Genomic DNA, 24,226 nt, shown 5'->3' on the forward strand with positions numbered 1-24,226 from the left:
ATCATCTGCCGCTTCCAGGCCACTCGCCTGCCCGAGGAGTAGTCGTTCGATGAGCGAGCACCGCCGCAAACCGCCGCAGCCCCAGGGTGGTGGGCGCGCCTCCACCCGCCGCGCCGCCCAGCAGCGCCCCGGCAGGGGCGCCCCGGCCGGACGTGACGTCCCCACGGCGTCGCCCAGTGGGCCGTACGCCCCGGAGCCCGGGGTCAGCCGCGCAGAGGCCCGCCGGGCCGCCCAGAGAGGATCTTCCGCGGGCCGCGGGAGAGGAACCGGAACCGCCACGCGCGGCGGCCGCCCGGACACGCGGTTCATCAATTACCCGCGGTCCGACAGGGACGGCTGGAAGCGCTTCGTGCCGTCCTGGAAGCTGGTCTCCGGCACGGCCCTGGGCTTCTTCGCGGTCCTCGTCGCCGGCACCGGCATCGGCATCGCCATGGTGGGCACGCCGGACCCGAACAAGGCCGCCAAGGCGCAGAACAACGTCTTCTACTGGTCCGACGGCAGCCAGATGGTGGCGACGGGCGGTTCCATGAACCGGCAGATCGTGCAGATCTCGAGCATCCCCCGGTCCATGAGGGACGCCGTGATCGCGGCGGAGAACGAGTCCTTCGAGACGGACAAGGGCGTGGACCCGATGGGCATCGCCCGCGCCGTGTGGAACATGGCCACGGGCGGCTCCACCCAGGGCGGCTCGACCATCACCCAGCAGTACGTGAAGAACAACTACCTCGACACCGACCAGACGCTCAAGCGCAAGGTCACCGAGCTGTTCATCGCGCTGAAGCTGGGCGTCTCCGAGGAGAAGGACGAGGTCCTCGCGGGCTACCTCAACACCGCCTACTACGGTCGGGACGCCTACGGGATCCAGGCCGCGGCCCGCGCCTACTTCGGCAAGGACAGCCAGGACCTGAACCCCGCCGAGTGCGCCTTCCTGGCCTCCGTGCTGAAGGGCCCCAACCTCTACAACCCGGACGGCGGCATCGGTGCCGCGGCCACCCCCGAGCTCAACGACCAGCGGGCCAGGGAGCGCTGGGCCTGGGTGCTGGACCGCCAGGTCGAGGTCGGCCGGATGGACAAGACCGAGCGGGCGAAGTACACGGACGCGCAGTTCCCCCCGCGCGTCGAGTCGGAACAGGCCCGCGGCATGACCGGCCAGATCGGCTACCTGGTCGACACGGCCAAGGCGTACGTGATGAAGACCCAGGGCGTCTCCGTCGAGCAGATGGCCCTGGGCGGCTACAAGATCAAGACCACGTTCGAGAAGTCGAAGGTGGACGCTCTGACCAAGGCGGTCGAGGAAACCCGCGACGGGTTCATCGACGAGAAGAAGCGCCCCGACACCGACACCTTCGTGCAGTTCGGCGCGGCCTCCGTGGACGTGAAGAGCGGGGCGCTCGTGGCCCTGTACGGCGGTCCGGGCTGGGACCGGAAGCACTTCAGCAACAACGCCAACACCAGCGGTGTCCCGGTCGGCTCGACCTGGAAGCCGTACGTGCTGGCGGCGGCGATGGAGTACGGCACCCAGAACTCCAACGGCAAGGGCATCTCGGCCGACAGCAAGTACCAGGCCAACGACCTCACGGTGATCAACAACCGTGAGGGCAGGCCGCTGCGCGACGGTTCCGGCAACCCGTTCAAGCAGAAGAACGAGAGCCCCACCCCCTTCGGGTACGTGACCCTCAACGAGGCGATGGAGAAGTCCATCAACGTCCCGTTCGCCCAGCTCGTCTTCGACGTCGGCCACAACAAGGTCCGGGAGGTGGCGAAGTCCACCGGCCTCCTCGAGGAGTCGCTGAACCCGAACAACGACGCCTCCTTCGCCCTGGGCACCTCGACCCCCAGCGCCATCCGGATGGCCGACTCGTACGCGACCTTCGCCGCCTCCGGCACCCACCGCGAGCCCTACTCCGTGATGGAGGTCGTGAAGGACGGCGTGAAGCTGCCCCTCGAGGCGCCGAAGGACCAGCGGGCCATGGACAACGCCATCGCGGACAACATCACCAAGGTCCTGCAGAACGTGGTCCAGAACGGCACCGCGACCAAGGTCAAGAAGCTGGGCAGGCCGGCCGCCGGCAAGACCGGCACCACGGACGAGAACAAGTCGGCGTGGTTCGTCGGCTACACCCCGGAGCTGTCCACCTCGGTGGCACTCTTCCGCACCGACCCCAACTCGGCGGACCGGAAGCTGATCTCCATGAAGGGCGTGGGTGACATCCCGTCCATCCACGGTGGCGACATCCCGGCCCAGATCTGGACCGAGTACATGCGCGAAGCGCTCCAGGGTGCCCCGGTCAAGGACTTCCCGGAGCCCGAGGACATCGGCGTCGTCGCCGATTCCGCCGGTGCCCCCTCCCCGACCCCCTCGGTCGTCGTCCCGCCGTCCCCGTCCCCGTCGACGATCCCGCCGAGCTCCCCGGCGCCGTCGCCGACCCCGTCCAAGGGCGGCAGGCCGTCCTGCAAGCCGTGGGAGCTGTACTGCGACCCGGACAGCACGGGCGGGACCACCAACGGAGGCACCGACGGAGGTACCGACGGAGGCACCAACTCGGGGGTCATCGCCGGCACCACCGGCGGATCCAGCGGATCGCCGTCCCCTTCGGGCACCGGCAGACCCGGCCGCTCGGGCGGCACGACGGGCTCGTTCGACGGCTTCGAGACCGAGTGATCCGCACCACCGCCCGGTGAGCCGAGGAAGGCCGTCACACCCGCCGTGTGACGGCCTTCCCCCGTGTCCGGGCCCGTACGGCAGGATGAGCCCCATGACGAAGGTGCACGAGGACCGCCCCGTACTGCCCACACAGCAGGACGAGGTCGCCGCAGCGGGCAGTGAGTTCATCGGCGGCCCGCTCGGCCGCTACGCCAGCCTCGGCGGGCACTGGCTGGGGCCGGTCCGCATCGTGGCCCTCCTCGCCATCGGCATGTTCGCGCTCGGCATGGTGCAGAAGCTGCCCTGCTACGACTGGGCGTGGTTCCGGGGAGCGGGCTCGCAGTACACCCACGCCTGCTACTCCGACATCCCGCATCTGTACGCGGTACGCGGCTTCGCCGACAACCTCACGCCCTACTTCGACCGGCTCCCCGGGGACATGGAGTACCTGGAGTACCCGGTGCTCACCGGGCTCTTCATGGAGATCGCCTCCTGGCTGACCCCCGGCAGCGGCTCCATGCAGCACCGCGAACAGATGTACTGGATGGTCAACGCGGGCATGCTGATGGCCTGCGCGGCGGTCATCGCCGTGTGTGTCGCCCGCACCCACCGCCGGCGGCCCTGGGACGCCCTGCTCTTCGCCCTCGCGCCCGCCTTCGCCCTCACGGCCACGATCAACTGGGACCTGCTGGCCATCGCCCTGACGGCCGCCGCGATGCTCATGTGGTCCCGCGGGCGGGCGGTCCTCTTCGGGGTCCTCATCGGCCTGGCCACCGCCGCCAAGCTCTATCCCGTGCTGCTGCTCGGGGTGCTGTTCGTGCTCTGCTGGCGGGCCGGGAAGTGGCGCGAGTTCGGGCTGGCCGCCCTCGGCACGGTCCTGGCCTGGCTGACGGTGAACCTGCCCGTCATGCTCTTCGCCTGGGAAGGCTGGACGAAGTTCTACACCTTCAGCCAGGAGCGGCCGATCGACTTCGGCTCCGTGTGGCTGCTGATCTCCCAGCGCTCGGGCAACCCCCTGGACGGCGCCAACACGTACGCGACCGGGCTGACGCTCCTGCTGTGCGGGGCCATCGGGCTGCTCACCCTGACCGCCCCCCGGCGCCCCCGTTTCGCGCAGCTGGCCTTCCTGGTCGTCGCCGCCTTCATCCTGTGCAACAAGGTCTACTCGCCGCAGTACGTGCTGTGGCTCATCCCGCTCGCCGCGCTGGCCCGGCCGCGCTGGCGCGACTTCCTGATCTGGCAGGCGGGCGAGGTCGTCTACTTCCTCGGGATCTGGTTCTACCTCGCCTACACGACCAGCGGGGACAAGCACCAGGGCCTGCCCGTGGAGGGCTACCAGCTGGCGATCGTCGCCCACCTGCTGGCCACCCTGTACCTGTGCGCGGTCATCGTCCGCGACATCCTGATGCCCGAGCGCGACGTCGTACGGCGGGACGGCTCGGACGACCCTTCCGGCGGCGTCCTGGACGGGGCCGAGGACGTGTTCGTGCTCTCGGACGCGGCGAGGGCGCCGCGGTACGCGGCGCCCTCGGATGGACAGCGGGTCGACTGGGGCACGGGCCCCAAGGACTGACCGGGCGGATCAGGCGTCGAGCACCCGGTCGAACTGCGTGGTGGTGTGACGCAGGTGCGCCACGAGCTCGTCGCCGACCTTCGGCTCGGTCGCGTCCGAGGGCACGAACAGGATCGACACCTGCATGTGCGGCGGCTCCGCGAACCAGCGCTGCTTGCCCGCCCACACGAACGGCGACAGGTTCCGGTTGACCGTGGCCAGGCCCGCCCGGGCGACGCCCTTGGCGCGCGGCATCACACCGTGGAGCGCCTTGGGGGCCTCCAGGCCCACCCCGTGCGAGGTACCGCCGGCGACCACGACCAGCCAGCCGTCGGAGGCGGCCTTCTGCTGGCGGTAGCCGAAGCGGTCGCCCTTGGCCACGCGCGTGACGTCGAGGACCGCGCCGCGGTACTCGGTCGCCTCGTGGTCGCCCAGCCACAGCCGGGTGCCGATGCGGGCCCGGAAACGGGTCTGCGGGAACTGCTGCTGGAGCCGCGCCAGTTCCTGCGCCCGCAGGTGGCTGACGAACATCGTGTGCAGCGGCAGCCGGGCCGCGCGCAGCCGGTCCATCCAGCCGATGACCTCCTCGACGGCGTCCGAGCCGTCCGGGCGGTCCAGCGGCAGGTGCAGGGCGAAGCCCTCCAGCCGGACGTCCTCGATGGCGCCGTGCAGCTGGCCCAGGTCCTGCTCGGAGATCCCGTGGCGGCGCATCGAGCTCATGCACTCGATGACCACGCGGGCGCCGACCAGGCTGCGGACCCCGTCCAGGGAGGACACCGAGCGGATGACCCGGTCGGGCAGCGGCACCGGCTCCTCGCCCCGCCGGAACGGGGTCAGGACGAGCAGGTCGCCGCCGAACCAGTCCTTGATGCTCGCGGCCTCGTACGTCGTCCCGACGGCGAGCACGTCGGCGCCCAGCCGGGTCGCCTCCTCGCACAGCCGCTCGTGGCCGAAGCCGTAACCGTTGCCCTTGCAGACCGGGATCATTCCGGGGAACTGGTCCTGGATCTGCTTCTGGTGCGCACGCCAGCGCGCGGTGTCGACGTAGAGCGTGAGCGCCATGCCCGTCCGGAACCTCTCCTGAGAAGCTGCCTGGTGCAGCGGTGCTGTGTGTGTGGATGGGGCGGGGTGGAGACCTGGGTCAGCGGCGCGACATGTAGATGTCGAGCGCCTTGTGGAGCACCTTGTTGAGCGGGAAGTCCCACTCGCCGACGTACTCCACGGCCTCGCCGCCCGTGCCGACCTTGAACTGGATGAGCCCGAACAGGTGGTCGTTCTCGTCCAGCGTGTCAGAGATGCCGCGCAGGTCGTAGACGCTGGCGCCGAGTGCGTACGAGTCGCGCAGCATGCGCCACTGCATCGCGTTCGAGGGCCGCACCTCGCGCTTGTGGTTGGCGGAGGCGCCGTAGGAGTACCAGACGTGCTGGCCGACGGTGAGCATCGTGGCGGCGGCCAGCGGCTCCCCCTCGTGCGTGGCGATGTAGAGGCGCATCCGGTTGGGGTCCTCGGAGTTGAGGGCCGTCCACTGGCGCTGGAAGTAGCTGAGCGGGCGCGGGCGGAACTTGTCGCGCTCAGCCGTGATCTCGTACAGGTGCTGCCACGTCGGCAGGTCGTCGTAGCCGCCCTGGACGACCTCGACGCCGGCCTTCTCGGCCTTCTTGATGTTGCGGCGCCACAGCTGGTTGAAGCCCTTGAGGACGTCGTCCAGCGAGCGGTTGGCCAGCGGCACCTGGAAGACGTAGCGGGGCTGGACGTCGCCGAAGCCGGCGCCGCCGTCCTCGGCCTGCTGCCAGCCCATGCGGCGCAGCTTGTCGGACACCTCGAAGGCGCGGGGCTCGATGACCGAGGCCTCCACGTCGCGCAGGCGCTTCACGTTCGGGTCCTGGATGCCGGCCTTGATGGCGGTCGAGTTCCAGCGGCGGATGACGACGGGCGGACCCATCTTCACGGTGAAGGCGCCCTGCTGCTTGAGGTGCGCCAGCATCGGCTGGAGCCACTCGTCCAGGTTCGGGGCGTACCAGTTGATGACCGGGCCCTCGGGGAGGTAAGCGAGGTACCGCTTGACCTTGGGCAGCTGCCGGTACAGCACGAGGGCCGCGCCGACGAGTTCATCGGACTCGTTGAACCATCCGAGGTTCTCGGAACGCCACTCGTTCTTCACGTCGGCCCACGCCGGGACCTGGCAGTGGCTCGCCGAGGGCAGGCTCTGGAGGTAACCCAGATGCTGCTCTCGGCTGATGGTCCTCAGGGACAGGCTCATGCGGGGCGTCTCCTCCGGCGGCTTCGCTGGCTATGGCGCGAAGCCTACTGCGACAGGGGCGCCACCCTTCTGGGGGACGGGCCATGGGCCCGGGCCGGTGCGTGGCCGGCGCCCTGCCGCGGAGGTGCCCCGGGCAGCCCGGTCAGCCCCCGAAGAGGCCGCCGTGGAACATGCCGAGGTAGAAGCCGATGGCAGACGCGCCAAGGCCGATGATCAGCGCGAAGCGCTCGCGTGTCGTGACGGAGACGAACTGTCCGTACGCGCCGGTCAGGATTCCGATCAGCCCGGCCCACGAGCTGAGCAGGTGCAGGTTGTGGAAGAAGGCCGTGACGAACGCCACGGCACCGAGGGTCAGGGTGACCGCCATCAGGGTGTCCTGCAGCGGGTGGGGCTTGCCGTCGGTGGAGAGGAGGGAGATCTGAGGGGGCCGCATTGCCTGTGCCATCGGAAAGGCACCTCCTGGCTGAAGCTGGCGGTGCTGCGGGCTTCCTCCGGCAAGGGGCCGGGGGCATAGCACCGAGCACACCCGATGGATACAGATTGTGGCCCTCTCCCAGCGGATTTCAACCGGAAGGACGCGAGCAGGTAGTCTGTACAGCTGCGCGGTGTCTGCTCGCCGGACACCGTGCGCACGCATCACGACCCTCCTGCCACGGAACGACCGTGGCCGCTGAGTCCAAAGGAGGTGGGTTCCACATGCGTCACTACGAAGTGATGGTCATCCTCGACCCCGATCTCGAGGAGCGCGCTGTCTCCCCGCTGATCGAGAACTTCCTTTCTGTCGTCCGTGAGGGCAACGGAAAGGTCGAGAAGGTCGACACCTGGGGCCGTCGTCGTCTCGCTTACGAGATCAAGAAGAAGCCCGAGGGCATCTACTCGGTCATCGACCTTCAGGCCGAGCCTGCGGTCGTCAAGGAGCTTGACCGACAGATGAACCTGAACGAGTCGGTTCTCCGGACCAAGGTCCTTCGCCCCGAGACCCACTGAACTTCGGTTCAGCGGTAATCGGGACCGAGTAGCACAGCAGCCCAGCAGCAATCCCCGCCGAGAGGTTCATCCATGGCAGGCGAGACCGTCATCACGGTCGTCGGCAATCTCGTCGACGACCCCGAGCTGCGCTTCACCCCCTCGGGTGCGGCGGTCGCGAAGTTCCGTGTCGCGTCCACCCCCCGCACCTTCGACCGCCAGACCAATGAGTGGAAGGACGGCGAGAGCCTGTTCCTGACCTGCTCGGTGTGGCGGCAGGCGGCTGAGAACGTCGCCGAGTCCCTCCAGCGAGGCATGCGCGTCATCGTGCAGGGCCGGCTGAGGCAGCGGTCGTACGAGGACCGTGAGGGTGTCAAGCGCACGGTCTACGAGCTGGACGTCGAGGAAGTCGGCCCCAGCCTGAAGAACGCCACGGCCAAGGTCGCCAAGACCACGGGTCGCGGTGGCCAGGGTGGATACGGCGGCGGCGGTCAGCAGCAGGGTGGCGGCGGCGGTAACTGGGGCGGAGCCCCCAGCACCGGTGCCCCGCAGGGCGGCGGAGCTCCCTCCGACGACCCGTGGGCGTCCAGCGCGCCGGCCGGTGGCCAGCAGCAGCAGGGCGGCGGCGGGGGCGGTTGGGGCGGAAGCTCCGGCGGCTCCGGCGGTGGCTACTCGGACGAGCCGCCCTTCTAGGGCCGGCTCGCATCCCCACTTCTTGATCACACAGGAGAGACACAATGGCGAAGCCGCCTGTGCGCAAGCCTAAGAAGAAGGTCTGCGCGTTCTGCAAGGACAAGACCGTGTACGTGGACTACAAGGACACGAACATGCTGCGGAAGTTCATTTCCGACCGCGGCAAGATCCGTGCCCGCCGCGTTACCGGCAACTGCACGCAGCACCAGCGTGACGTCGCCACGGCAGTGAAGAACAGCCGTGAGATGGCGCTGCTGCCCTACACGTCCACCGCGCGATAAGGAAAGGGTGACCGACTAATGAAGATCATCCTGACCCACGAGGTCTCTGGCCTCGGCACCGCCGGCGATGTCGTCGACGTGAAGGACGGTTACGCTCGCAACTACCTGGTCCCGCGTGGTTTCGCGATCCGCTGGACCAAGGGTGGCGAGAAGGACGTGGCGCAGATCCGCCGCGCCCGCAAGATCCACGAGATCGCGACCATCGAGCAGGCCAACGAGGTCAAGGCCAAGCTCGAGGGCGTGAAGGTTCGTCTGGCCACCCGTGCGGGTGACGCCGGTCGTCTCTTCGGCTCCGTGACCCCGGCCGACATCGCCACGGCGATCGAGGCTTCCGGTGGCCCGAAGGTCGACAAGCGCCGCGTCGAGCTGGGCTCCCCGATCAAGACCCTCGGTTCGTACCAGGTCTCCGTGCGTCTGCACGCTGACGTGGCCGCGAACGTGGGCGTCGAGGTCATCGCCGCCTAAGGGCAGCAACACGAAGGGCCGCACCCTCCGGGGTGCGGCCCTTCGTCGTTCCCGGAGACCTGAGCCGGAGACTGACGGCGGTGGTCGTTGTTTCACGTGAAACAACGACCACCGCCGGCGGCGCGGACCCGGCGATGTTTCACGTGGAACATCGCCGCTTCAGCGGGTGGCTCCCGTGATCACCCACCGGCCCGAGCGGGCACGCAGCTGGAGGGTGACCATCCGGACCAGCATCATCAGCGTCATGGCCCACCAGAGTGCCGTCAGGCCGCCGCCGACGACCGGTACGAGGAGAGCGGCCGGGATGAACGCGGCGAGCGTCAGGAGCATCGCCCGGGCCAGGTAGCGGCCGTCGCCCGCGCCCATGAGGACCCCGTCGAGCACGAAGACGATGCCGGAGACGGGCTGGGAGAGGGCCACGACCAGCAGGGCGGGCAGCATGACCGCCTCGACCGCCGGATCGCTGGTGAACAGCGGAATGAACACCGGGCGGGCCAGGATGACCAGCAGCCCGAGCACGATGCCCGACACGATGCCCCACTGCACCATGCGGCGGCAGACTGCCTTGGCGCCCTCGGTGTCACCCGCGCCCAGGTAGCGGCCGATGATCGCCTGCCCGGCGATCGCGAGGGCGTCCAGGGCGAAGGCGAGCAGGCTCCACAGGGCGAGCAGGATCTGGTGGGCGGCGATGTCGGCGTCGCCGAGCCGGGCGGCCACGGCGGTCGCGATGATCAGGATGGCGCGCAGGGACAGGGTGCGGACCAGCAGGGGCGCGCCGGCCTGGGCGCAGGCCCGGATTCCCGCGGTGTCGGGGCGCAGGGAGGCGCCGTGCCGGCGGGCTCCGCGGACGACCACGACCAGGTAGGCGGCGGCCATGGCGCCCTGGGCGACGACCGTGCCCCAGGCGGAGCCGGCGATGCCGAGGTCCGCACCGTAGACGAGGGCAACGTTCAGGCCCGCGTTGAGGGCGAAGCCGCCGACGGCGACGTAGAGCGGGGTGCGGGTGTCCTGGAGGCCGCGGATGACCCCGGTGGCGGCCAGGACCATGAGCATGGCCGGGATGCCGAGGGAGGAGATCCGGAGATAGGTGATCGCGTACGGCGCGACGGTCTCGGAGGCCCCGAAGAGGGAGATCAGCCAGGGCGCCGTGGGCAGCACCACGGCGACGACGGCCACGCCGAGCAGGAGGGCGAGCCAGATGCCGTCCATGCCCTGCCGGATGGCCGCCGGCAGGTCGCCCGCACCGACCCGGCGGGAGACGGCCGCGGTGGTGGCGTAGGCGAGGAAGACGAAGACGCTGACCGCGGTGGTGAGCAGAGCGGCCGCGATGCCGAGGCCGGCCAGCTGGGGCGTGCCGAGGTGACCCACGATGGCGCTGTCGGTCATCACGAAGAGGGGCTCGGCGACGAGGGCGCCGAAGGCGGGGACGGCGAGCGCGAATATCTCTCGGTCGTGTCGTCTCGGCCCCGTCTTGGGTCCTGCCAGAGCCTGTGTCATGCGCTCAATCTAATCTTCCACAGGTAATGGATGCAAGGGCAATTGGATCCTTACCGTGGCGCTGACTTGGACGTTCCTCACACCTCATTGGAGGCGATCTTGAGACAGTGGCCAAGAATTTTCCTCCCCACCGCCGCCGCGCAGGGAAGTTGCAGGTCGGATGGGGTAACGGGGTGCTGCAGGTGATTTTGTCCACAGCGTCGTCCCCCGGTCCGTGCACAGCTTCCGGCGACTTACCCACAGCATTGGCGCCGTCGTCCACAACTCATCCACACAGCCTGTGGATAACAAGATTGGCTGACGCCGCTGTCGGCTCTACCGTGGTGCGTTGCCCGACTCGCCGACGGCGGAATCGGGTGCCCCATATGTCAGAGCCGTGTCGTAGAAAGAGTGACACGGCGAGGTCCGCGTTGCGGACGGGAGGAGGCGGCCCGGTGAGCATGCCCGAGCCCATGGACGACCCTTGGGCCGACAGCGGTCCAGGTGACCGTCTGCCCGCCCGTTCGCGCCGTAACAGTGAAGGCCGCGGCCGCGGGGACGAACAGCACGACCGGGGCCGCGAGGGCGGCTCCTGGGACGGCGGTGGCGGCGGCTTCGAGCGCGTCCCCCCGCAGGACCTCGACGCCGAGCAGTCGGTGCTCGGCGGCATGCTGCTCTCGAAGGACGCCATCGCCGACGTCGTCGAGGTCCTCAAGGGCCACGACTTCTACCGGCCCTCGCACGAGACGATCTACCAGGCCATCCTCGACCTGTACGCCAAGGGCGAGCCGGCCGACCCCATCACCGTCGGCGCCGAGCTGACCCGGCGCGGCGAGATCAGCAAGGTGGGCGGGGCCTCGTACCTGCACACGCTGGTCCAGTCCGTGCCGACGGCGGCGAACGCCGAGTACTACGCGGAGATCGTCCACGAGAGGGCCGTCCTGCGCCGCCTGGTCGCCGCCGGTACGAAGATCACACAGATGGGCTACGCGGCCGACGGCGACGTCGACGAGATCGTCAACAGCGCCCAGGCCGAGATCTACGCCGTCACCGAGCAGCGGACCTCCGAGGACTACCTGCCGCTCGGCGACATCATGGAGGGCGCCCTCGACGAGATCGAGGCGATCGGTTCGCGCAGCGGCCAGATGTCGGGCGTTCCCACCGGTTTCACGGACCTGGACTCGCTGACCAACGGCCTGCACCCCGGCCAGATGATCGTCATCGCGGCCCGTCCCGCGATGGGCAAGTCCACGCTCGCGCTGGACTTCGCCCGGGCCTGCTCCATCAAGAGCAACCTGCCGAGCGTGATCTTCTCCCTCGAAATGGGGCGCAACGAGATCGCCATGCGCCTGCTCTCGGCGGAGGCCCGCGTGGCGCTGCACCACATGCGCTCGGGCACGATGACGGACGACGACTGGACCCGGCTGGCCCGCCGGATGCCGGACGTCTCCGCCGCCCCGCTCTACATCGACGACTCCCCCAACCTGTCGATGATGGAGATCCGGGCCAAGTGCCGCCGGCTCAAGCAGCGCAACGACCTCTCGCTCGTGGTCATCGACTACCTCCAGCTGATGCAGTCGGGCGGCTCGCGCCGTCCCGAGAGCCGCCAGCAGGAGGTCTCGGACATGTCCCGAAACCTCAAGCTGCTGGCGAAGGAGCTCGAGGTCCCCGTGATCGCGCTCTCCCAGCTGAACCGTGGTCCCGAGCAGCGCACCGACAAGAAGCCGATGGTCTCCGACCTGCGTGAGTCGGGCTCGATCGAGCAGGACGCGGACATGGTGATCCTGCTGCACCGCGAGGACGCGTACGAGAAGGAGTCCCCCCGCGCGGGTGAGGCCGACCTGATCGTGGCCAAGCACCGTAACGGCCCCACGGCCACGATCACGGTGGCCTTCCAGGGTCACTATTCGCGCTTCGTGGACATGGCCAACACGTAGCATCCGATCATGGATGAGCTTTCTGAGGACCTGGAACTTCTCCCGGCCACCCGGCGTGCGCTGAGGCACCGGATCGCCGTCGCGCAGAGCGAAGGGCGGGCGCCCTCCGTGGTGGCCGCCGTCCTGCGGGGCGGGGAGGTGGTCTGGGAGGGCTCCCGGACCTCCGTCGAGGGGCACGGTCCGGACGGGGACGTCCAGTACCGGATCGGGTCGATCAGCAAGACCTTCACCGCCGTCCTGGTGATGCGCCTGCGGGACGAGGGGCTGCTCGGGCTCGCGGATCCGCTGGAGAAGCACCTGCCGGGGACCGGTGTCGGCGAGGTGACCATCGCTCAACTGCTGGCCCACACCGCCGGGCTGGCGGCGGAAACGCCCGGCGAGTGGTGGGAGCGCACCCCCGGTGGGCTGCGGCCCGAGCTCGTCGACGTGCTGGGGGACGAGCCGCTGCGGCACGCGCCGGGGAGCAGGCACCACTACTCCAACCCCGGTTACACGCTGCTGGGTTCGCTGGTTGAGGCGCTGCGCGGGAAGTCGTGGGAAGAGGTGCTGGAGGCCGAGGTACTGGAGCCGCTGGGGCTGGAGCGTACGAGCGGACGGCCGAAGGCCCCGCATGCCGGCGGCTGGGCGGTGCATCCGTGGGCGGACGTGATGATGCCCGAGCCGCTGGAGGACCTGGGGCTGATGGCTCCGGCCGGTCAGCTGTGGTCCACGACAAGGGACTTGGCGCGGTTCGCGGACTTCCTGATGCGTGGGGACGAGCGGGTGCTGGGCGCGGACTCCGTACGGGAGATGCGCACGTCGGCAGCGCCCCCGGAGCCGGGCTTCGCCGAATGCGGCTACGGGCTCGGGATGCAGCTGATGGCCCAGGGCGAGCGCCGGTTGGCGGGGCACAGCGGATCGCTGCCCGGGTTCGTCGCGGGGCTGTGGCTGAGCGAGGCGGACGACGTGGCGGCGGTGGTGCTGGCGAACTGCACCTCGGGACTGCCGGCCTCGACGGTGGCCGCGGACCTGGTGGCGCTCGTCGCGCAGGCCGAGCCGCGCTTCCCGCGGCCGTGGCGGCCGTTCACGGAGGCCGACCAGGTGCCGTTGGAGGTGTGCGGGCCCTGGTACTGGGGGACTTCGGCACAGGCGGTGCGGCTCACGGCGGACGGATCGCTGGAGCTGGGTCCGGTCGGCGCGACGGGGCGTGCCGCGCGCTTCCGAGCGGAGCCGGACGGCACCTGGACGGGTCTGACCGGGTACTACGCGGGGGAGACGCTGCGGGCGGTGCGCCGCGCCGACGGCTCGGTGAGCCACCTCGACCTGGCGTCCTTCGTGTTCACGCGGGAGCCGTACGACGCCCAGGCCCCGGTGCCCGGCGGGGTGGACCCGCAGGGCTGGCGGGGCATCGGCTGACGGCCCAAGCCCCGAGCCCCGAGGCCCAAACCCCAAGCTCCAAGCCCCGAGCCCAAGAGCCCGGCTCCTGCTCAGGCGACGAGCTCACGTTCGAGCGGGGTGCGGAACCGCGGGGTGATGCGGGCGTCGCCCACCCACGAGGCGAGCCGGGCTGCCTCGGCGGCGATCGCCTCCTCGGCGGCGTCGCCGGGGCCGGCCAGCAGCCGCCAGACGATCTCGCCGTCGGGGCGCTGTGCCCAGCCGCCGACGATCTCGCCGTTCCACCACACGGTGGGGCCGATGTTGCCGGCGTAGTCGAAGAGGGCGGGCCGGTGGGCGGGGTCGAGGTGGAATCCGCGGTCGGCCCAGCCCATGGCGGTGGGGTCGAGTCCGGGCAGCAGCGCCGCCCAGGGCTCCGGGGCCGGCTCGGGACCGGTGTCCCCGGGGCCGACGAGGGCGGTGCTGCCGTCATCGAGGCGGACCTGGTCGGGGCCCACGGCGGCCAGGGCCTTGCGGACGTCCGTGAGGGTCCAGCCGGTCCACCACTTGAGGTCCGCCTCCGTGGCCGGGCCGTAGGCGTGCAGCCAGCGGCGGGCGATCTCCGCGCGGGCCTCGGCGGCGGGTACGGCGGGCCAGGGCGCGGTGTGGACCCAGCGGTACTGGCTGGAGGTCCAGGACCCGCGCGGCCGGTCGCGGCGGATCCTGCCGTCGGCGGCCAGCAGGCGGATGACACGGGTGGCTACACCGGTCTGCGCCTCGTACTTCTTGCCCCGGCCGATGGTGATCTTCTGGCGCAGGGCCGGCACGGCGGCGGACAACTGGCTGCCGGTGGTGGGGCCGTGGGCGTCGAGCGCGTCGAGCGCGGCGGTCTCCGCCGCGGCCAGCCAGCCGGCGTCGAGTCCCTGTCCGTCCTCGTCGAGGTGCTTGAGGAGGGTGCGGCGCTCCTTGGCGGCGATGGCCCGGGCCGTCGAGGAGTCGACGTACGGGGCGAGTTCCGCGGAGACCGCGAAGAGCGTGTTGCGCATGCTGAGCAGCCGCACCAGGCTGACGTCCTCGTAGAGCGCCTCCTCGACCGCGCTCGGGCCGCCCTCGCCGAGCCGGGCACGGGCCGACAGGAAGACGGTCGCGGCGTCGGTGGCGTGCAGGGCGACGACGGAGTCCGCCGCCTCCACAACCGTCGCGGCGCGTGCCGAGGGAGCCAGGCGGTGGCGCCGGCCGAGCCGGTGGCGGCGCTCCTCGGTGCTGACGAGCGGGAGGCTGGGGTTCATCCTCCCGATCGTAGGCCGGGCCGCCGACACGGGGACCCGGCCTGCCGGAGCGGCCGGTCAGAGCTGCAGCTTGAACCCGACGTGGGAGGCGGTGAACCCGAGCCGCTCGTAGAAGCGGTGGGCGTCGGTCCGGGTCACGTCCGAGGTCAGCTGGACCAGTGAGCACTCCTCGGCGCGGGACTTCTCCACCGCCCATTCGATGAACCGGGTGCCCAGGCCGCTGCCACGCTCGTCCGCGTGGACGCGCACGCCCTCGATGATCGAGCGGGTGGCTCCCTTGCGGGAGAGGCCCGGGACGATGGTCAGCTGGAGGGTGCCCACGACGCGGTCCGCGCGGACGGCGACGACCAGGTGCTGGTTCGGATCGCCGGTCAGGCGCGCCAGAGCCGCGCGGTACGGCGCCAGGTCCTGCGGGGACTCGCGGGTGGCGCCGAGCGGATCGTCGGCCAGCATGGCGACGATGGCCGGCAGATCGGCCTCGGTGGCGGGCCGGATGGCCAGGCCGGGGGTGTCGGACACGACGCTGTTCCCCTCTCAGCCCGTGGCCAGGGTGAGCGGAGCCCACCGGCGGGTCCAGTCGCCGGGCAGGCCGGGGACGTCGCGGATCATGACGGCGTTGAAGGCCACCGAGCCGAGGCCCCGGTCCTTGAGCCAGGCGACGAGCTCCTCGTGGCGAACGTCGACATCGGTGCGCAACGGCCGGTCCGTGCCCAGGGCGATCGTGGTGATCAGGGACTGGGCGGTGGCGATGTCGTGGGCGATCAGCGGGCCGATGACATGGGTGTGCGCGTTGGGCCAGGCCGCGGCGTATCCCGTGAGCGTGCCGTCTCCGGTGCGGTCCTCGGCGACGACCAGCTGGTCGGCGAAGGCGGGCAGCCGGGTGATCATGTGTGTGCGGTCGGCGCCGAACACCTCGGCGTCCAGACGCAGGATGCGCGGGAGGTCCGAGGCGGTCGCCGGCCGGACCCGGGTGGTGCCGTCCGAATCCGGGGCGCCGTCGGGACGGAAGGGGCCCGCCAGCATCTCGGCGCGGCCCGTGGTCTCGAAGCCGAGCTCCTCGTAGAGGGGGCGTCCGTACGGAGTGGCGTGCAGGGTCAGGGGGACACCCTTGAGCACGTCGTCGCAGATGTGTGTCATCAGGCGGCGGCCCAGGCCCCGGCGGGCGTAGCGGTCTGCCACGAGGACCATCCCGATGGCGGCGATCTCCGGTCCGGCGTGGGCGGCGCCGTACCGGGTGACGACACAGGCGGCCGCGAGTCCCCGGCCGTCCGGCGCATCGACTCCGTAGCCGTCCCCGGCGGCGAGGAGCAACCCCCACCTGTGCTCCTCGCGGAGCCAGCCGCGATCTTCGGACAGGTCGGCGCAGCGGTGGAGATCGTCCACGGTCAGCGCCCGGATCGGCAGATCGGTGATGTGTGGTGGTGTCACCAGTTCAGACTGGATCATGCACCGGGAGCCGTCCAGCGGATTTGGGCATGGATGTTTCACGTGAAACACCGGGTACCTTCCCGGGTGCAGCGCCGCATCCGCGAGCCCGTCATGCCGCGCCGGCGACGCGACGATGTTTCACGTGAAACACGGTGTTTCACGTGAAACGAACCCACTAGCCTCATGGGCCATGACCACCCTGCACCTCTTCGACCTCGACGGAACGCTGATGTACGGCTCCTCGGCGCCGGTCCAGATCTCCCGCCAGCTCGGGCTGAGCGCCGAGATCGCCGCGCTGGAACGGGCCTTCGGCGCACAGAAGATGGAGCCGCATCAGTTCTCGATGGCCGTCCACGCTCTGTGGGCCGACCTCACGCCCGCGCATGTCCGGGCGGCGTTCGACGGGTCCCCCTGGCTCGCGGGAATCCGGGACGTGTGGCGGGAGATCCGGGAAGGCGGGGACTACTGCGCGGTGATCTCCCTGTCGCCGTCCTTCTTCGTGGAACTGCTGCTGGAGTGGGGCGCGCACGCCGCGCACGGTTCGGTCTTTCCGGAGGTGCCCTTCACCCGGCCCGTCGATACGGCCGGGATTCTGACGCCCCAGGGCAAGGTCACGGTGGCGGACCGGCTGTGCGAGCGGTTCGGTGTGAGCCGCGGCGACTGCGTCGCGTACGGGGACTCGGTGACCGACTCGATGCTCTTCGAGGTGGTGCCGATCTCGGTGGCGGTCAACGCCCGGCCCTATCTGGCGGAGCGCGCGACCCATGTCTACGAGGGCCGGGACTTGCGGGAGGCATACCAGCTCGTGGGGATGGCGCGCCCGGGAGTTGACGCATCTTAGGAGGAAAGTGGGTTCGAAACGCGGATTTTCCGCGTTTCCCCGCAGGCCTCTGAGTCGGCTGGCACGCTGTGAAACCCGGAACCACGGATTCACAGGCCGTGGCGTGTGCAGACCGACCGAGATGCTCGAAGCGAGGCACCGCATGGACGCTCCGCCCACCAGATCGGCCAGACGCGATACGGCCCGGATACCCGCCGAGGGCGGTGGCGGTACGGCCGAGCCCTCACCGGATGCCGTCCTCATCCGCCGGACCCTCGCGGAGATCGCCCCCATAGCCGACAAGGTGACCTCGTACTTCTACGCTCTGGTGTTCACCGGGCACCCGGAAGTGCGGGGGATGTTCCCCGCAGCCATGGACGGGCAGCGCGACCGGCTGCTGAAGGCGCTGCTGACCGCCGCCGAGCACATCGACGATCCCGAGGTCCTCGTCCCCTACCTGCGCCGACTGGGCACGGGCCACCGCAAGTACGGCACCATGGCCGGCCACTATCCGGTGGTCGGCGAGGCCCTCGTCGGAGCGCTGGCCCGGTACGCGGTGGCGAGCTGGGGACCGGAGACCCAAGCCGCGTGGGTGCGGGCGTACACCGCGATCTCCCAGATCATGATCGACGCGGCGGCCGAGGACGGGGTGAAGGCGCCGGCGTGGTGGCACGCGGAGGTGGTCTCCCACGATCTGCGCACTCCCGACATCGCCGTGCTGACGGTCCGCCCCGACCAGCCGTACGCCTTCCTGGCCGGCCAGTACACGAGCCTGGAGACGCCGTGGTGGCCGCGGGTCTGGCGGCACTACTCCTTCGCCTCGGCGCCGCGCGCCGACGGACTGCTGTCCTTCCACGTCAAGGCCGTCCCCGCGGGCTGGGTCTCCAACGCGCTGGTACGGCACGCCCGCCCCGGGGACGTTCTGCGCCTCGGACCGCCGGCCGGGTCGATGGTGGTGGACCACACCACCGACAACGGGATGCTGTGCCTGGGCGGGGGAACCGGCATCGCCCCGATCAAGGCGCTGATCGAGGACGTGGCCGAGCACGGCGAACGGCGGCCGGTGGAGGTGTTCTTCGGAGCCCGCAGCGACAGCGACCTGTACGACAAGGACACCCTGCTGGGGCTGCAGCGCTCGCATCCGTGGCTGTCGGTGCGCCCGGTGGTGGGCGACGGGCTGGCCGGTCAGCTGCCGCAGGCCGTGGGTGAGCACGGGCCGTGGCGTTCGTACGACGCGTTCATCTCGGGCCCGCCCGCGATGATCCGAAGCGGTGTGGACGAGCTCCTGCGCATCGGCATCCCCGGCGAGCGGATCCGGTACGACGCTGTGGAGGAGCTGGCGGGGATCGCCGGCTGAGACCGGCGGGCAGCCCGCCGGTCTCACGTGTGAGTCGGCCCGGGCTCAGCCCAGGTCGGGAGCGTGCATGGCGCGCACACCCTCGATGTTGCCGTCGAGGTAGTGCCGCAAGGACAGCGGGACGAGGTGGACGGCGGCGATGCCCACCCGGCTGAAGGGCACGCGGACGATCTCGTACTCGCCCTCGGGCTCGTCGATTTCGGGGCCGTGGCGAAGACTCGGGTCCATCGATTCGAGGCGGCAGACGAAGAAGTGCTGCACCTTCACGCCGGTCACCCCCTTGTCGGCGATGTGCTCGACGGTGTCGACGAAGCAGGGCACCACATCGGTGATCTTCGCGCCGAGTTCTTCGTGGACCTCCCGGTGGAGGGCGTCGACGACGGTGGCGTCCGAGGACTCCACTCCGCCGCCGGGGGTGAGCCAGTAGGGATCGATGCCGGGCTTGGTGCGCTTGATGAGGATCAGGTCGTCACCGTCGAGCAGGATCGCGCGGGCGGTGCGTTTGACCACGGGACGTTCGGTCATGGGAGAAGAGTGGCCCACCACTCCCCTTCTGAAACGCGCCACGGGCCGGAAAAGGGGGGCTCACCAGTGCACGGCGGCTTCCAGCAGCCGGTCGTGCGCCCGCGCGAGGTGGGCGAGGGCGAGGCTCCCGGTCCGTACGGCCAGGAACCAGGTGCGCAGCGGCGGTACGGCAGGCTCGGCCAGGGCGACGATCCCACCGCTGTCGAGGGCGTCCCGCACCAGGTAGCGGGGCAGGACGGCGAGCCCGGCGCCGGCCCGGACGCATTCGAGTACGGCCCGCAGGTCGGGCGCGACCACCGTGGCGGCGGCCAGGGACCTGGCGTCGGGAAGGGCGTCGAAGACGGCCGCCCAGTAGCGGGTGACGAGCGGCAGGCTCTCGTGGACCTCCACGACCGGAATGCCGTCGAGGGCCGCGGGACCCTCGTCGTGCAGCCGGTCCGTGTCGACGAGGGCGGCCCAGTAGGGCGCGGCGACGAGCACGTGCTCCTCGTCGCACAGGGCGGTGGCGGTGAAGAGGCCGCCGCGGGGTTGGGCGGTGGTGACGACGAGGTCGTGGTGGCCGGCGGCGAGCCCGTCGAGGGTCGCCTCTGCGCCCGTCTGCAGGGAGGCGCGCAGGGTGTGGCCCTGACCGACGAGGGGGGCGAGGGCGGGGAGCACGCGCAGGCACAGGAACTCGGGGGGTCCGGCGACGTGGAGGGTGCGCACCTCGCCGGCGGCCTCCCGCTCGGTCTCGGTGATCCGCAGCAGGGCGTCGAGGTGCGGGGCGGCCTTGTGGGCGAGTTCGTCGCCGACGGCGGTGGGGGTGACGCCGCGGGCCCGGCGGTGGAAGAGCGGGCGCCCCAGCTGGCGTTCGAGGGTGCGGATCTGTGAGGTCACGGCGGGCTGGGACAGCCCGAGCAGGGCGGCGGCGCGCGTGAACGAGCCGGCCCGGTGGACGGCGACGAAGGTGCGCAGCAGGGCCAGGTCCATCGCGGCACCTCTCGGTGGGGGCCTTCAACTATAAATATGCAGATAGGCCCCTGTCGTTACCGTGATTGGACTCTGACGCAGAGTCAACTAGCCTTGTCGCGTGGTTCTTCGCGCGCGGAACCCGGAGCGGTCCGAGCCACTTGGGGGGAGGCTCGGACCGCGTTTCACGTCTCGTTCAGCTCGTGCGGCCCGCGGAATCGAGGGCCCGCAGCACGTCCGCGACCAGGTCCTCGGTGTCCTCGGCCCCGGCGGAGAAGCGGATGAATCCCTCCGACACCGCGTCGCCGCCCCACCGTCGGCGCCGCTCGGCGGTGGACCGTACGCCGCCGAAACTCGTGGCGTCCTCGACCAGGTGCAGGGCGGCCATGAACCGTTCCGCGTGGGCGCGGTCGGGCAGCGTGAAGGAGACCACCGATCCGAAGCCCCGCATCTGGCGGGCGGCCGTCTTGTGGGAGGGGTCCGTGGCCAGGCCCGGGTAGCGCAGCCCGGTCACGTCGGAGCGGCCGGCCAGGGCCTCGGCCACGGCCAGCGCGTTGGCCCACTGGCGCTGCGCGCGCAACTGGATCGTGGCCAGGGAGCGGTGGGCGAGCCAGGCCTCCATGGGTCCGGGGATCGCGCCGACGATCTTGCGCCACTTCCGGACACGGGCGGCGAGCTCCGGGTCGCGGCACACGACGTACCCGAGCAGCAGGTCGCCGTGGCCGGTGAGGCCCTTGGTGCCGCTCGCCACGGAGAAGTCCGCCCCGAGTTCCAGCGGCCGCTGCCCGAGCGGGGTGGCGAGGGTGTTGTCGACGGCGACCAGGGTCCCGCCGGCGTGCGCGGCGTCCGCGAGGCGCCGTACGTCGCAGACGTCGAGCCCGGGATTGGACGGAGTCTCGATCCACAGCAGCCGGGCCCCGTCGAGGACCGCGAGCTGGGCGTCGTCGCCGGTCGGGGCGGTGCGCACGTGGATCCCGTACGCCTCCAGCTGCTCGCGCAGCAGGGGCAGTGCCTGGTACCCGTCGTCGGGCAGGACGACGGTGTCGCCGGTGCGCGCCTGGGAGAGGGCGACGGCGGAGACCGCGGCCATGCCGGAGGCGAAGACGACGGTGTGCACGTCCTGGCCGGGGGCCTCCAGTTCCCCGATCGCCCGTTCCAGCAGGGTCCAGGTGGGGTTGGTGTCGCGGCCGTAGGTGTACGGGCCTTCGACGTCGCCGGGGAGGTGGAAGTGGGCGGCGAAGACCGGCCCGGGCAGCGGCGGCTCGTTCTTGACGGGCTCGGGCAGTCCGGCGCGGACGGCACGGGTGCCGTCGCCGAACCGGGCCGCGTCGCCGGCAGGGGCATCGGCCGCGCCGTCTCCGGGGACGGACTCTTCGGGGGCGTACTCGTTCACGCGGTGTGCTCCTTCACGGCCTCGCGTACGGCGTCCAGCAGACCGGGGCTCGCCGCCTCCACCAGCTCCAGGCACTCCTCGAACCCGTCGAGGGAACCGTAGTAGGGATCCGGTACGTCGGTCTCCGCGGCCGTGGCCGCCGGATCGTAGGACCGCAGCAGCCGGACCTTGGCGGCGTCCTGCGGGGTGGGGGCGAGTGCGCGCAGGTCCCGCAGGTGCCCGGCGTCGAGCGCGATGACGAGGTCCAGGCGGGCGAACCAGGAGGAGCGGAACTGCCGGGCCCGGTGATCCTGCTCGTAGCCGGCGCCCTCCAGGACGGAGACGGTGCGCGGGTCGGCGCCGTCGCCCTCGTGCCAGCCTCCGGTTCCGGCGCTGTCCACCTCGATCAGGGTGTCGAGTCCGGCCTGCGCCACGTGGGCGCGGAAGACCGACTCGGCCATGGGGGAGCGGCATATGTTGCCCGTGCAGACGAAGCACACGCGGTACATGGGCGGCCCGTTCAGTTCTTGTCGGGCAGGACCATGTTCACGGCCCAGGAGACGATGGAGATGATCAGGCCGCCGAGCAGCGCGGTCAGGAAGCCGTCGACGTGGAAGCTGAGGTCGAGCTGCGTGGCCAGCCAGGAGGTCAGGAGCAGCATCAGGGCGTTCACGACGAGGGTGAACAGACCGAGGGTGAGGACGAACAGCGGCAGCGAGAGCAGCTTCACCACCGGCTTGACGATCAGGTTGACCAGCCCGAAGACCAGCGCGACCAGGATCAATGTGAGCGTGCGGCGGCCCAGACTGGTGCCGTCGTCGAGGGTGATGCCGGCAAGCAGCCAGATGGCGACGGCCAGGGCCGCCGCGTTGGCGAGCGTCTTGACTACGAAATTCGTCATGTGTCTGATCGTGGCAGAGATGATCCCGCTGGAACATCCGCAGATGAGCGGATGCAAGGGCACGAGCGAGTACAAGGGGCACAACGACGATGAAAGCCTTCCGGCTTGACGAGCTCGAAGCGGAGCGGGCCGCCAATGACGGCGCCTATCTGCAGTTCCTGCGCGAGCGGAACATGTCGGTCGGGCTGTACGCGCTCGATGCCGGGCAGATCGATCCGCAACAGCCGCACCGCCAAGACGAGGTGTACTTCGTCGTCAGCGGGCGCGCCTCGATCACGGTCGGGGAGGAGACGACCACCGTGGCGCGCGGCAGCGTGGTGTATGTCCCCGCGGGCGTCCCGCACAAGTTCCACCACATCACCGAGGACCTGAAGGTGATGGTGGTGTTCTCCCCGCCGGAGAGCTGAGCGGATCTGAGCTGAGCGGAGCTGAACGGATCTGAACGGATCTGACCTGAGCTGAGCGGACCGGGCGGATGAGGGTCGCGCCCCTGATCCCCCTAAGGGGCGGATCAGGGGACTCCGAGGGCTCACGGCCCCCCATGCGACGCCGTGGACTCCTAGCATCGAGAGCAGGAAGTCACGGACGAGGTATGAGGAAGAGGACGAGAACATGGACGGGATCCGAGGGATATTCGCAGGCATGCCCTGGTGGGTGAAGTGGGTCGCCGTTCCGCTGCTGGCGCTCTTCGTCTTCGGCGGCGTGATCACCAGCATCCTGGGCGCGCTGATCGGGTTCGTCTTCAAGCTGCTGCTCTTCGTCGGACTCGTCGCCGGCCTGATCTTCGTCGTGAAGAAGTTCAGTGGCGGCGGTTCGAAGTCCTCCTCCGGTGAGTGGTAAAAGAGGGCGGTCCGGGCGGTTCCGGGATTAAGCCAGGTGAGGGAACGTGACGCACTAAACCGCTCACACCCCCGGAAACGGTGGATAGAGTGGCAATCTGTGCCGTTCCCTGGGCACCGAAAGCCGGTAATGCCGCACTGACCTGCGGTGATGTGAACGAGCCGCCGAGCACGACCCCCAGGAGCCACGGCATGCGCGGGGGCGGCCCCCGCAGGGCGGGCCTCCCCCAAGGCCCGCCGCCACGCCTGGGGGTGAGCTTTGTCTCCGGTTCACAATGCCGGTGTGCCGACTCTGATCGGCTCGGTGCAGAGGGCGTTGAGGCTGCTCGAAGCAGCGGGCTCCCATAGCGAGGGAGCCCCGGCGAAACAGCTGGCGCGCGAGGCCGGGCTCCCGCTTCCCACCGCGTACCACCTGCTGCGCACCCTGACCCACGAGGGCTACCTGCGCAGGGAGAGCGGTGTCTTCGTCCTGGGCGCCGCCGCGGGTCGGCTCGCCGGTGGGGCACTCCAGCAGAAACGTCGCAGCATGATCGTCGACTCCCTCGCGCACTTCCGCGACGCGGTCGGGGCCCCCGTCTACTTCGCGGTCTACCGCGAGGGTGAGATCGAGCTCGTGGGTGTCTCGGACACCCCGGCCAGCCCGGCCTGCGAGGAGTGGGCCGACTTCCGGGCGACCGGCCACGCGCACGCCATCGGGCAGTGCCTGCTCGGCCAGCTCGACGAGAAGGCGCGCAAAGATCATTACGACCGTCATCCGGTCGAGGCCATCACCCCTTATACCGTGCGGGATCTGCGCTCCCTGGAACAACGGATCGGGGCCCTCGGGCGAATGCAGCCAGTAACCGAACGTCAGGAATATGCCCTCGGCACGGTCTGCGCCGCCATCCCCATCACAGCGGGCGATACCGCCGCAACCATGGCTATTTCTCTCCCCCTACAGCAGGCAGATCGATTGCTCTATGTAGTCAATCGACTACGGAGTGAAGTAGGCGCGCTGTTGAGCACCCTCTCGTTCTCTATCAGTATCTGAAAACTCACTCCTTGTGATCTGCTAGCGCTTCCACCACTCTTGTCAAGAGGGCCCTGGGGGATCATTCCTGGCCACTTCCACTACAGCGGG

Annotated in this window: 25 protein-coding genes; 13 read left to right on the top strand and 12 right to left on the bottom strand. The window is 70.2% G+C overall.

Going from position 1 to position 24,226, the window contains the following annotated elements:
* The first annotated feature begins 49 nt into the window (after nucleotides 1–49).
* Complete coding sequence (locus OG534_RS18435; RefSeq protein WP_326589147.1) at nucleotides 50–2,662, top strand: transglycosylase domain-containing protein; 2,613 nt, start codon at nucleotides 50–52, stop codon at nucleotides 2,660–2,662.
* 94 nt (nucleotides 2,663–2,756) lie between these two features.
* Nucleotides 2,757–4,217: a glycosyltransferase family 87 protein gene (locus OG534_RS18440; RefSeq protein WP_326589148.1), complete on the top strand. Its 1,461-nt coding sequence runs from the start codon at nucleotides 2,757–2,759 to the stop codon at nucleotides 4,215–4,217.
* A gap of 9 nt (nucleotides 4,218–4,226) precedes the next feature.
* On the opposite strand, the gene OG534_RS18445 is transcribed toward OG534_RS18440, so the two are convergent.
* The 3 genes from OG534_RS18445 to OG534_RS18455 form a co-directional block, all read right to left on the bottom strand.
* Nucleotides 4,227–5,258, bottom strand: coding sequence for an alanine racemase (locus OG534_RS18445; RefSeq protein ID WP_326589149.1), 1,032 nt, complete (start codon nucleotides 5,256–5,258; stop codon nucleotides 4,227–4,229).
* A 79-nt stretch (nucleotides 5,259–5,337) separates the two neighbouring features.
* The gene (locus OG534_RS18450; RefSeq protein WP_326589150.1) at nucleotides 5,338–6,456 is read right to left on the bottom strand and encodes a lipid II:glycine glycyltransferase FemX; all 1,119 of its coding nucleotides are present in this window, start codon (nucleotides 6,454–6,456) and stop codon (nucleotides 5,338–5,340) included.
* A 142-nt stretch (nucleotides 6,457–6,598) separates the two neighbouring features.
* On the bottom strand, nucleotides 6,599–6,901 hold the full coding sequence (locus OG534_RS18455; protein ID WP_326589151.1) for a hypothetical protein: 303 nt from the start codon (nucleotides 6,899–6,901) through the stop codon (nucleotides 6,599–6,601).
* Nucleotides 6,902–7,152: 251 nt separating this feature from the next.
* On the opposite strand from OG534_RS18455, the gene rpsF reads away from it, so the two are divergent.
* The 4 genes from rpsF (at nucleotide 7,153) to rplI (ending at nucleotide 8,861) form a co-directional block, all read left to right on the top strand.
* A complete protein-coding gene (gene rpsF, locus OG534_RS18460) occupies nucleotides 7,153–7,443 on the top strand; it encodes a 30S ribosomal protein S6 (protein WP_004950685.1) in 291 nt (96 codons plus the stop codon).
* Between the two features lie 72 nt (nucleotides 7,444–7,515).
* Nucleotides 7,516–8,115 (top strand): single-stranded DNA-binding protein, encoded by a 600-nt coding sequence (locus tag OG534_RS18465; RefSeq protein ID WP_326589152.1) that lies wholly within the window; start codon nucleotides 7,516–7,518, stop codon nucleotides 8,113–8,115.
* Between the two features lie 44 nt (nucleotides 8,116–8,159).
* The gene (gene rpsR, locus OG534_RS18470) at nucleotides 8,160–8,396 is read left to right on the top strand and encodes a 30S ribosomal protein S18 (protein ID WP_003956534.1); all 237 of its coding nucleotides are present in this window, start codon (nucleotides 8,160–8,162) and stop codon (nucleotides 8,394–8,396) included.
* 18 nt (nucleotides 8,397–8,414) lie between these two features.
* Nucleotides 8,415–8,861, top strand: a complete 447-nt coding sequence (gene rplI / locus OG534_RS18475) for a 50S ribosomal protein L9 (protein ID WP_326589153.1) — start codon at nucleotides 8,415–8,417, stop codon at nucleotides 8,859–8,861.
* Nucleotides 8,862–9,020: 159 nt separating this feature from the next.
* Here the strand turns inward: rplI and OG534_RS18480 are convergent, their stop codons facing one another.
* A complete protein-coding gene (locus tag OG534_RS18480) occupies nucleotides 9,021–10,358 on the bottom strand; it encodes an MATE family efflux transporter (RefSeq protein ID WP_326589154.1) in 1,338 nt (445 codons plus the stop codon).
* 452 nt (nucleotides 10,359–10,810) lie between these two features.
* On the opposite strand from OG534_RS18480, the gene dnaB reads away from it, so the two are divergent.
* Together dnaB and OG534_RS18490 are read left to right on the top strand one after the other, a co-directional pair.
* Nucleotides 10,811–12,274 carry a replicative DNA helicase gene (dnaB, locus tag OG534_RS18485; protein WP_326593694.1) on the top strand — a complete coding sequence of 488 codons (1,464 nt, stop codon included), beginning with the start codon at nucleotides 10,811–10,813 and terminating at the stop codon, nucleotides 12,272–12,274.
* A gap of 9 nt (nucleotides 12,275–12,283) precedes the next feature.
* On the top strand, nucleotides 12,284–13,669 hold the full coding sequence (locus tag OG534_RS18490) for a serine hydrolase domain-containing protein (protein WP_326589155.1): 1,386 nt from the start codon (nucleotides 12,284–12,286) through the stop codon (nucleotides 13,667–13,669).
* A gap of 71 nt (nucleotides 13,670–13,740) precedes the next feature.
* On the opposite strand, the gene OG534_RS18495 is transcribed toward OG534_RS18490, so the two are convergent.
* The 3 genes from OG534_RS18495 to OG534_RS18505 are packed head-to-tail and all read right to left on the bottom strand — an operon-like array spanning nucleotide 13,741 to nucleotide 16,362.
* Nucleotides 13,741–14,916, bottom strand: a complete 1,176-nt coding sequence (locus OG534_RS18495; RefSeq protein WP_326589156.1) for a winged helix DNA-binding domain-containing protein — start codon at nucleotides 14,914–14,916, stop codon at nucleotides 13,741–13,743.
* A 57-nt stretch (nucleotides 14,917–14,973) separates the two neighbouring features.
* Nucleotides 14,974–15,435: a GNAT family N-acetyltransferase gene (locus tag OG534_RS18500; RefSeq protein WP_326589157.1), complete on the bottom strand. Its 462-nt coding sequence runs from the start codon at nucleotides 15,433–15,435 to the stop codon at nucleotides 14,974–14,976.
* A gap of 15 nt (nucleotides 15,436–15,450) precedes the next feature.
* Nucleotides 15,451–16,362, bottom strand: a complete 912-nt coding sequence (locus OG534_RS18505) for a GNAT family N-acetyltransferase (RefSeq protein WP_326589158.1) — start codon at nucleotides 16,360–16,362, stop codon at nucleotides 15,451–15,453.
* A gap of 172 nt (nucleotides 16,363–16,534) precedes the next feature.
* On the opposite strand from OG534_RS18505, the gene OG534_RS18510 reads away from it, so the two are divergent.
* Nucleotides 16,535–17,185, top strand: coding sequence for an HAD family hydrolase (locus OG534_RS18510; RefSeq protein ID WP_326589159.1), 651 nt, complete (start codon nucleotides 16,535–16,537; stop codon nucleotides 17,183–17,185).
* Nucleotides 17,186–17,327: 142 nt separating this feature from the next.
* Nucleotides 17,328–18,521, top strand: coding sequence for a globin domain-containing protein (locus tag OG534_RS18515; RefSeq protein ID WP_442807106.1), 1,194 nt, complete (start codon nucleotides 17,328–17,330; stop codon nucleotides 18,519–18,521).
* A gap of 45 nt (nucleotides 18,522–18,566) precedes the next feature.
* Here OG534_RS18515 and OG534_RS18520 read toward each other — a convergent pair whose 3' ends face one another.
* The 5 genes from OG534_RS18520 to OG534_RS18540 all read right to left on the bottom strand — a co-directional run bounded on the left by OG534_RS18520 (nucleotide 18,567) and on the right by OG534_RS18540 (nucleotide 22,267).
* Nucleotides 18,567–19,046, bottom strand: coding sequence for an NUDIX hydrolase (locus OG534_RS18520; RefSeq protein ID WP_326589161.1), 480 nt, complete (start codon nucleotides 19,044–19,046; stop codon nucleotides 18,567–18,569).
* A 60-nt stretch (nucleotides 19,047–19,106) separates the two neighbouring features.
* On the bottom strand, nucleotides 19,107–20,015 hold the full coding sequence (locus OG534_RS18525; RefSeq protein WP_326589162.1) for a LysR family transcriptional regulator: 909 nt from the start codon (nucleotides 20,013–20,015) through the stop codon (nucleotides 19,107–19,109).
* Nucleotides 20,016–20,190: 175 nt separating this feature from the next.
* Nucleotides 20,191–21,387, bottom strand: coding sequence for a cystathionine gamma-lyase (locus tag OG534_RS18530; RefSeq protein WP_326589163.1), 1,197 nt, complete (start codon nucleotides 21,385–21,387; stop codon nucleotides 20,191–20,193).
* Nucleotides 21,384–21,875 carry a low molecular weight protein-tyrosine-phosphatase gene (locus tag OG534_RS18535; protein WP_326589164.1) on the bottom strand — a complete coding sequence of 164 codons (492 nt, stop codon included), beginning with the start codon at nucleotides 21,873–21,875 and terminating at the stop codon, nucleotides 21,384–21,386. Before OG534_RS18535 ends, OG534_RS18530 begins: the two co-directional genes overlap by 4 nt.
* An 11-nt stretch (nucleotides 21,876–21,886) precedes the next feature.
* Nucleotides 21,887–22,267, bottom strand: coding sequence for a phage holin family protein (locus OG534_RS18540; RefSeq protein WP_326589165.1), 381 nt, complete (start codon nucleotides 22,265–22,267; stop codon nucleotides 21,887–21,889).
* A gap of 89 nt (nucleotides 22,268–22,356) precedes the next feature.
* On the opposite strand from OG534_RS18540, the gene OG534_RS18545 reads away from it, so the two are divergent.
* The 3 genes from OG534_RS18545 (at nucleotide 22,357) to OG534_RS18555 (ending at nucleotide 24,136) form a co-directional block, all read left to right on the top strand.
* Complete coding sequence (locus OG534_RS18545) at nucleotides 22,357–22,674, top strand: cupin domain-containing protein (protein WP_326589166.1); 318 nt, start codon at nucleotides 22,357–22,359, stop codon at nucleotides 22,672–22,674.
* Nucleotides 22,675–22,879: 205 nt separating this feature from the next.
* The gene (locus OG534_RS18550) at nucleotides 22,880–23,107 is read left to right on the top strand and encodes a DUF5326 family protein (RefSeq protein ID WP_326589167.1); all 228 of its coding nucleotides are present in this window, start codon (nucleotides 22,880–22,882) and stop codon (nucleotides 23,105–23,107) included.
* Nucleotides 23,108–23,398: 291 nt separating this feature from the next.
* The gene (locus OG534_RS18555) at nucleotides 23,399–24,136 is read left to right on the top strand and encodes an IclR family transcriptional regulator (protein ID WP_398563708.1); all 738 of its coding nucleotides are present in this window, start codon (nucleotides 23,399–23,401) and stop codon (nucleotides 24,134–24,136) included.
* The last annotated feature ends 90 nt before the right edge of the window (nucleotides 24,137–24,226 follow it).

Source organism: Streptomyces sp. NBC_01294 (assembly GCF_035917235.1).
In the GTDB taxonomy this organism is placed as follows: Bacteria; Actinomycetota; Actinomycetes; order Streptomycetales; family Streptomycetaceae; genus Streptomyces; species Streptomyces caledonius.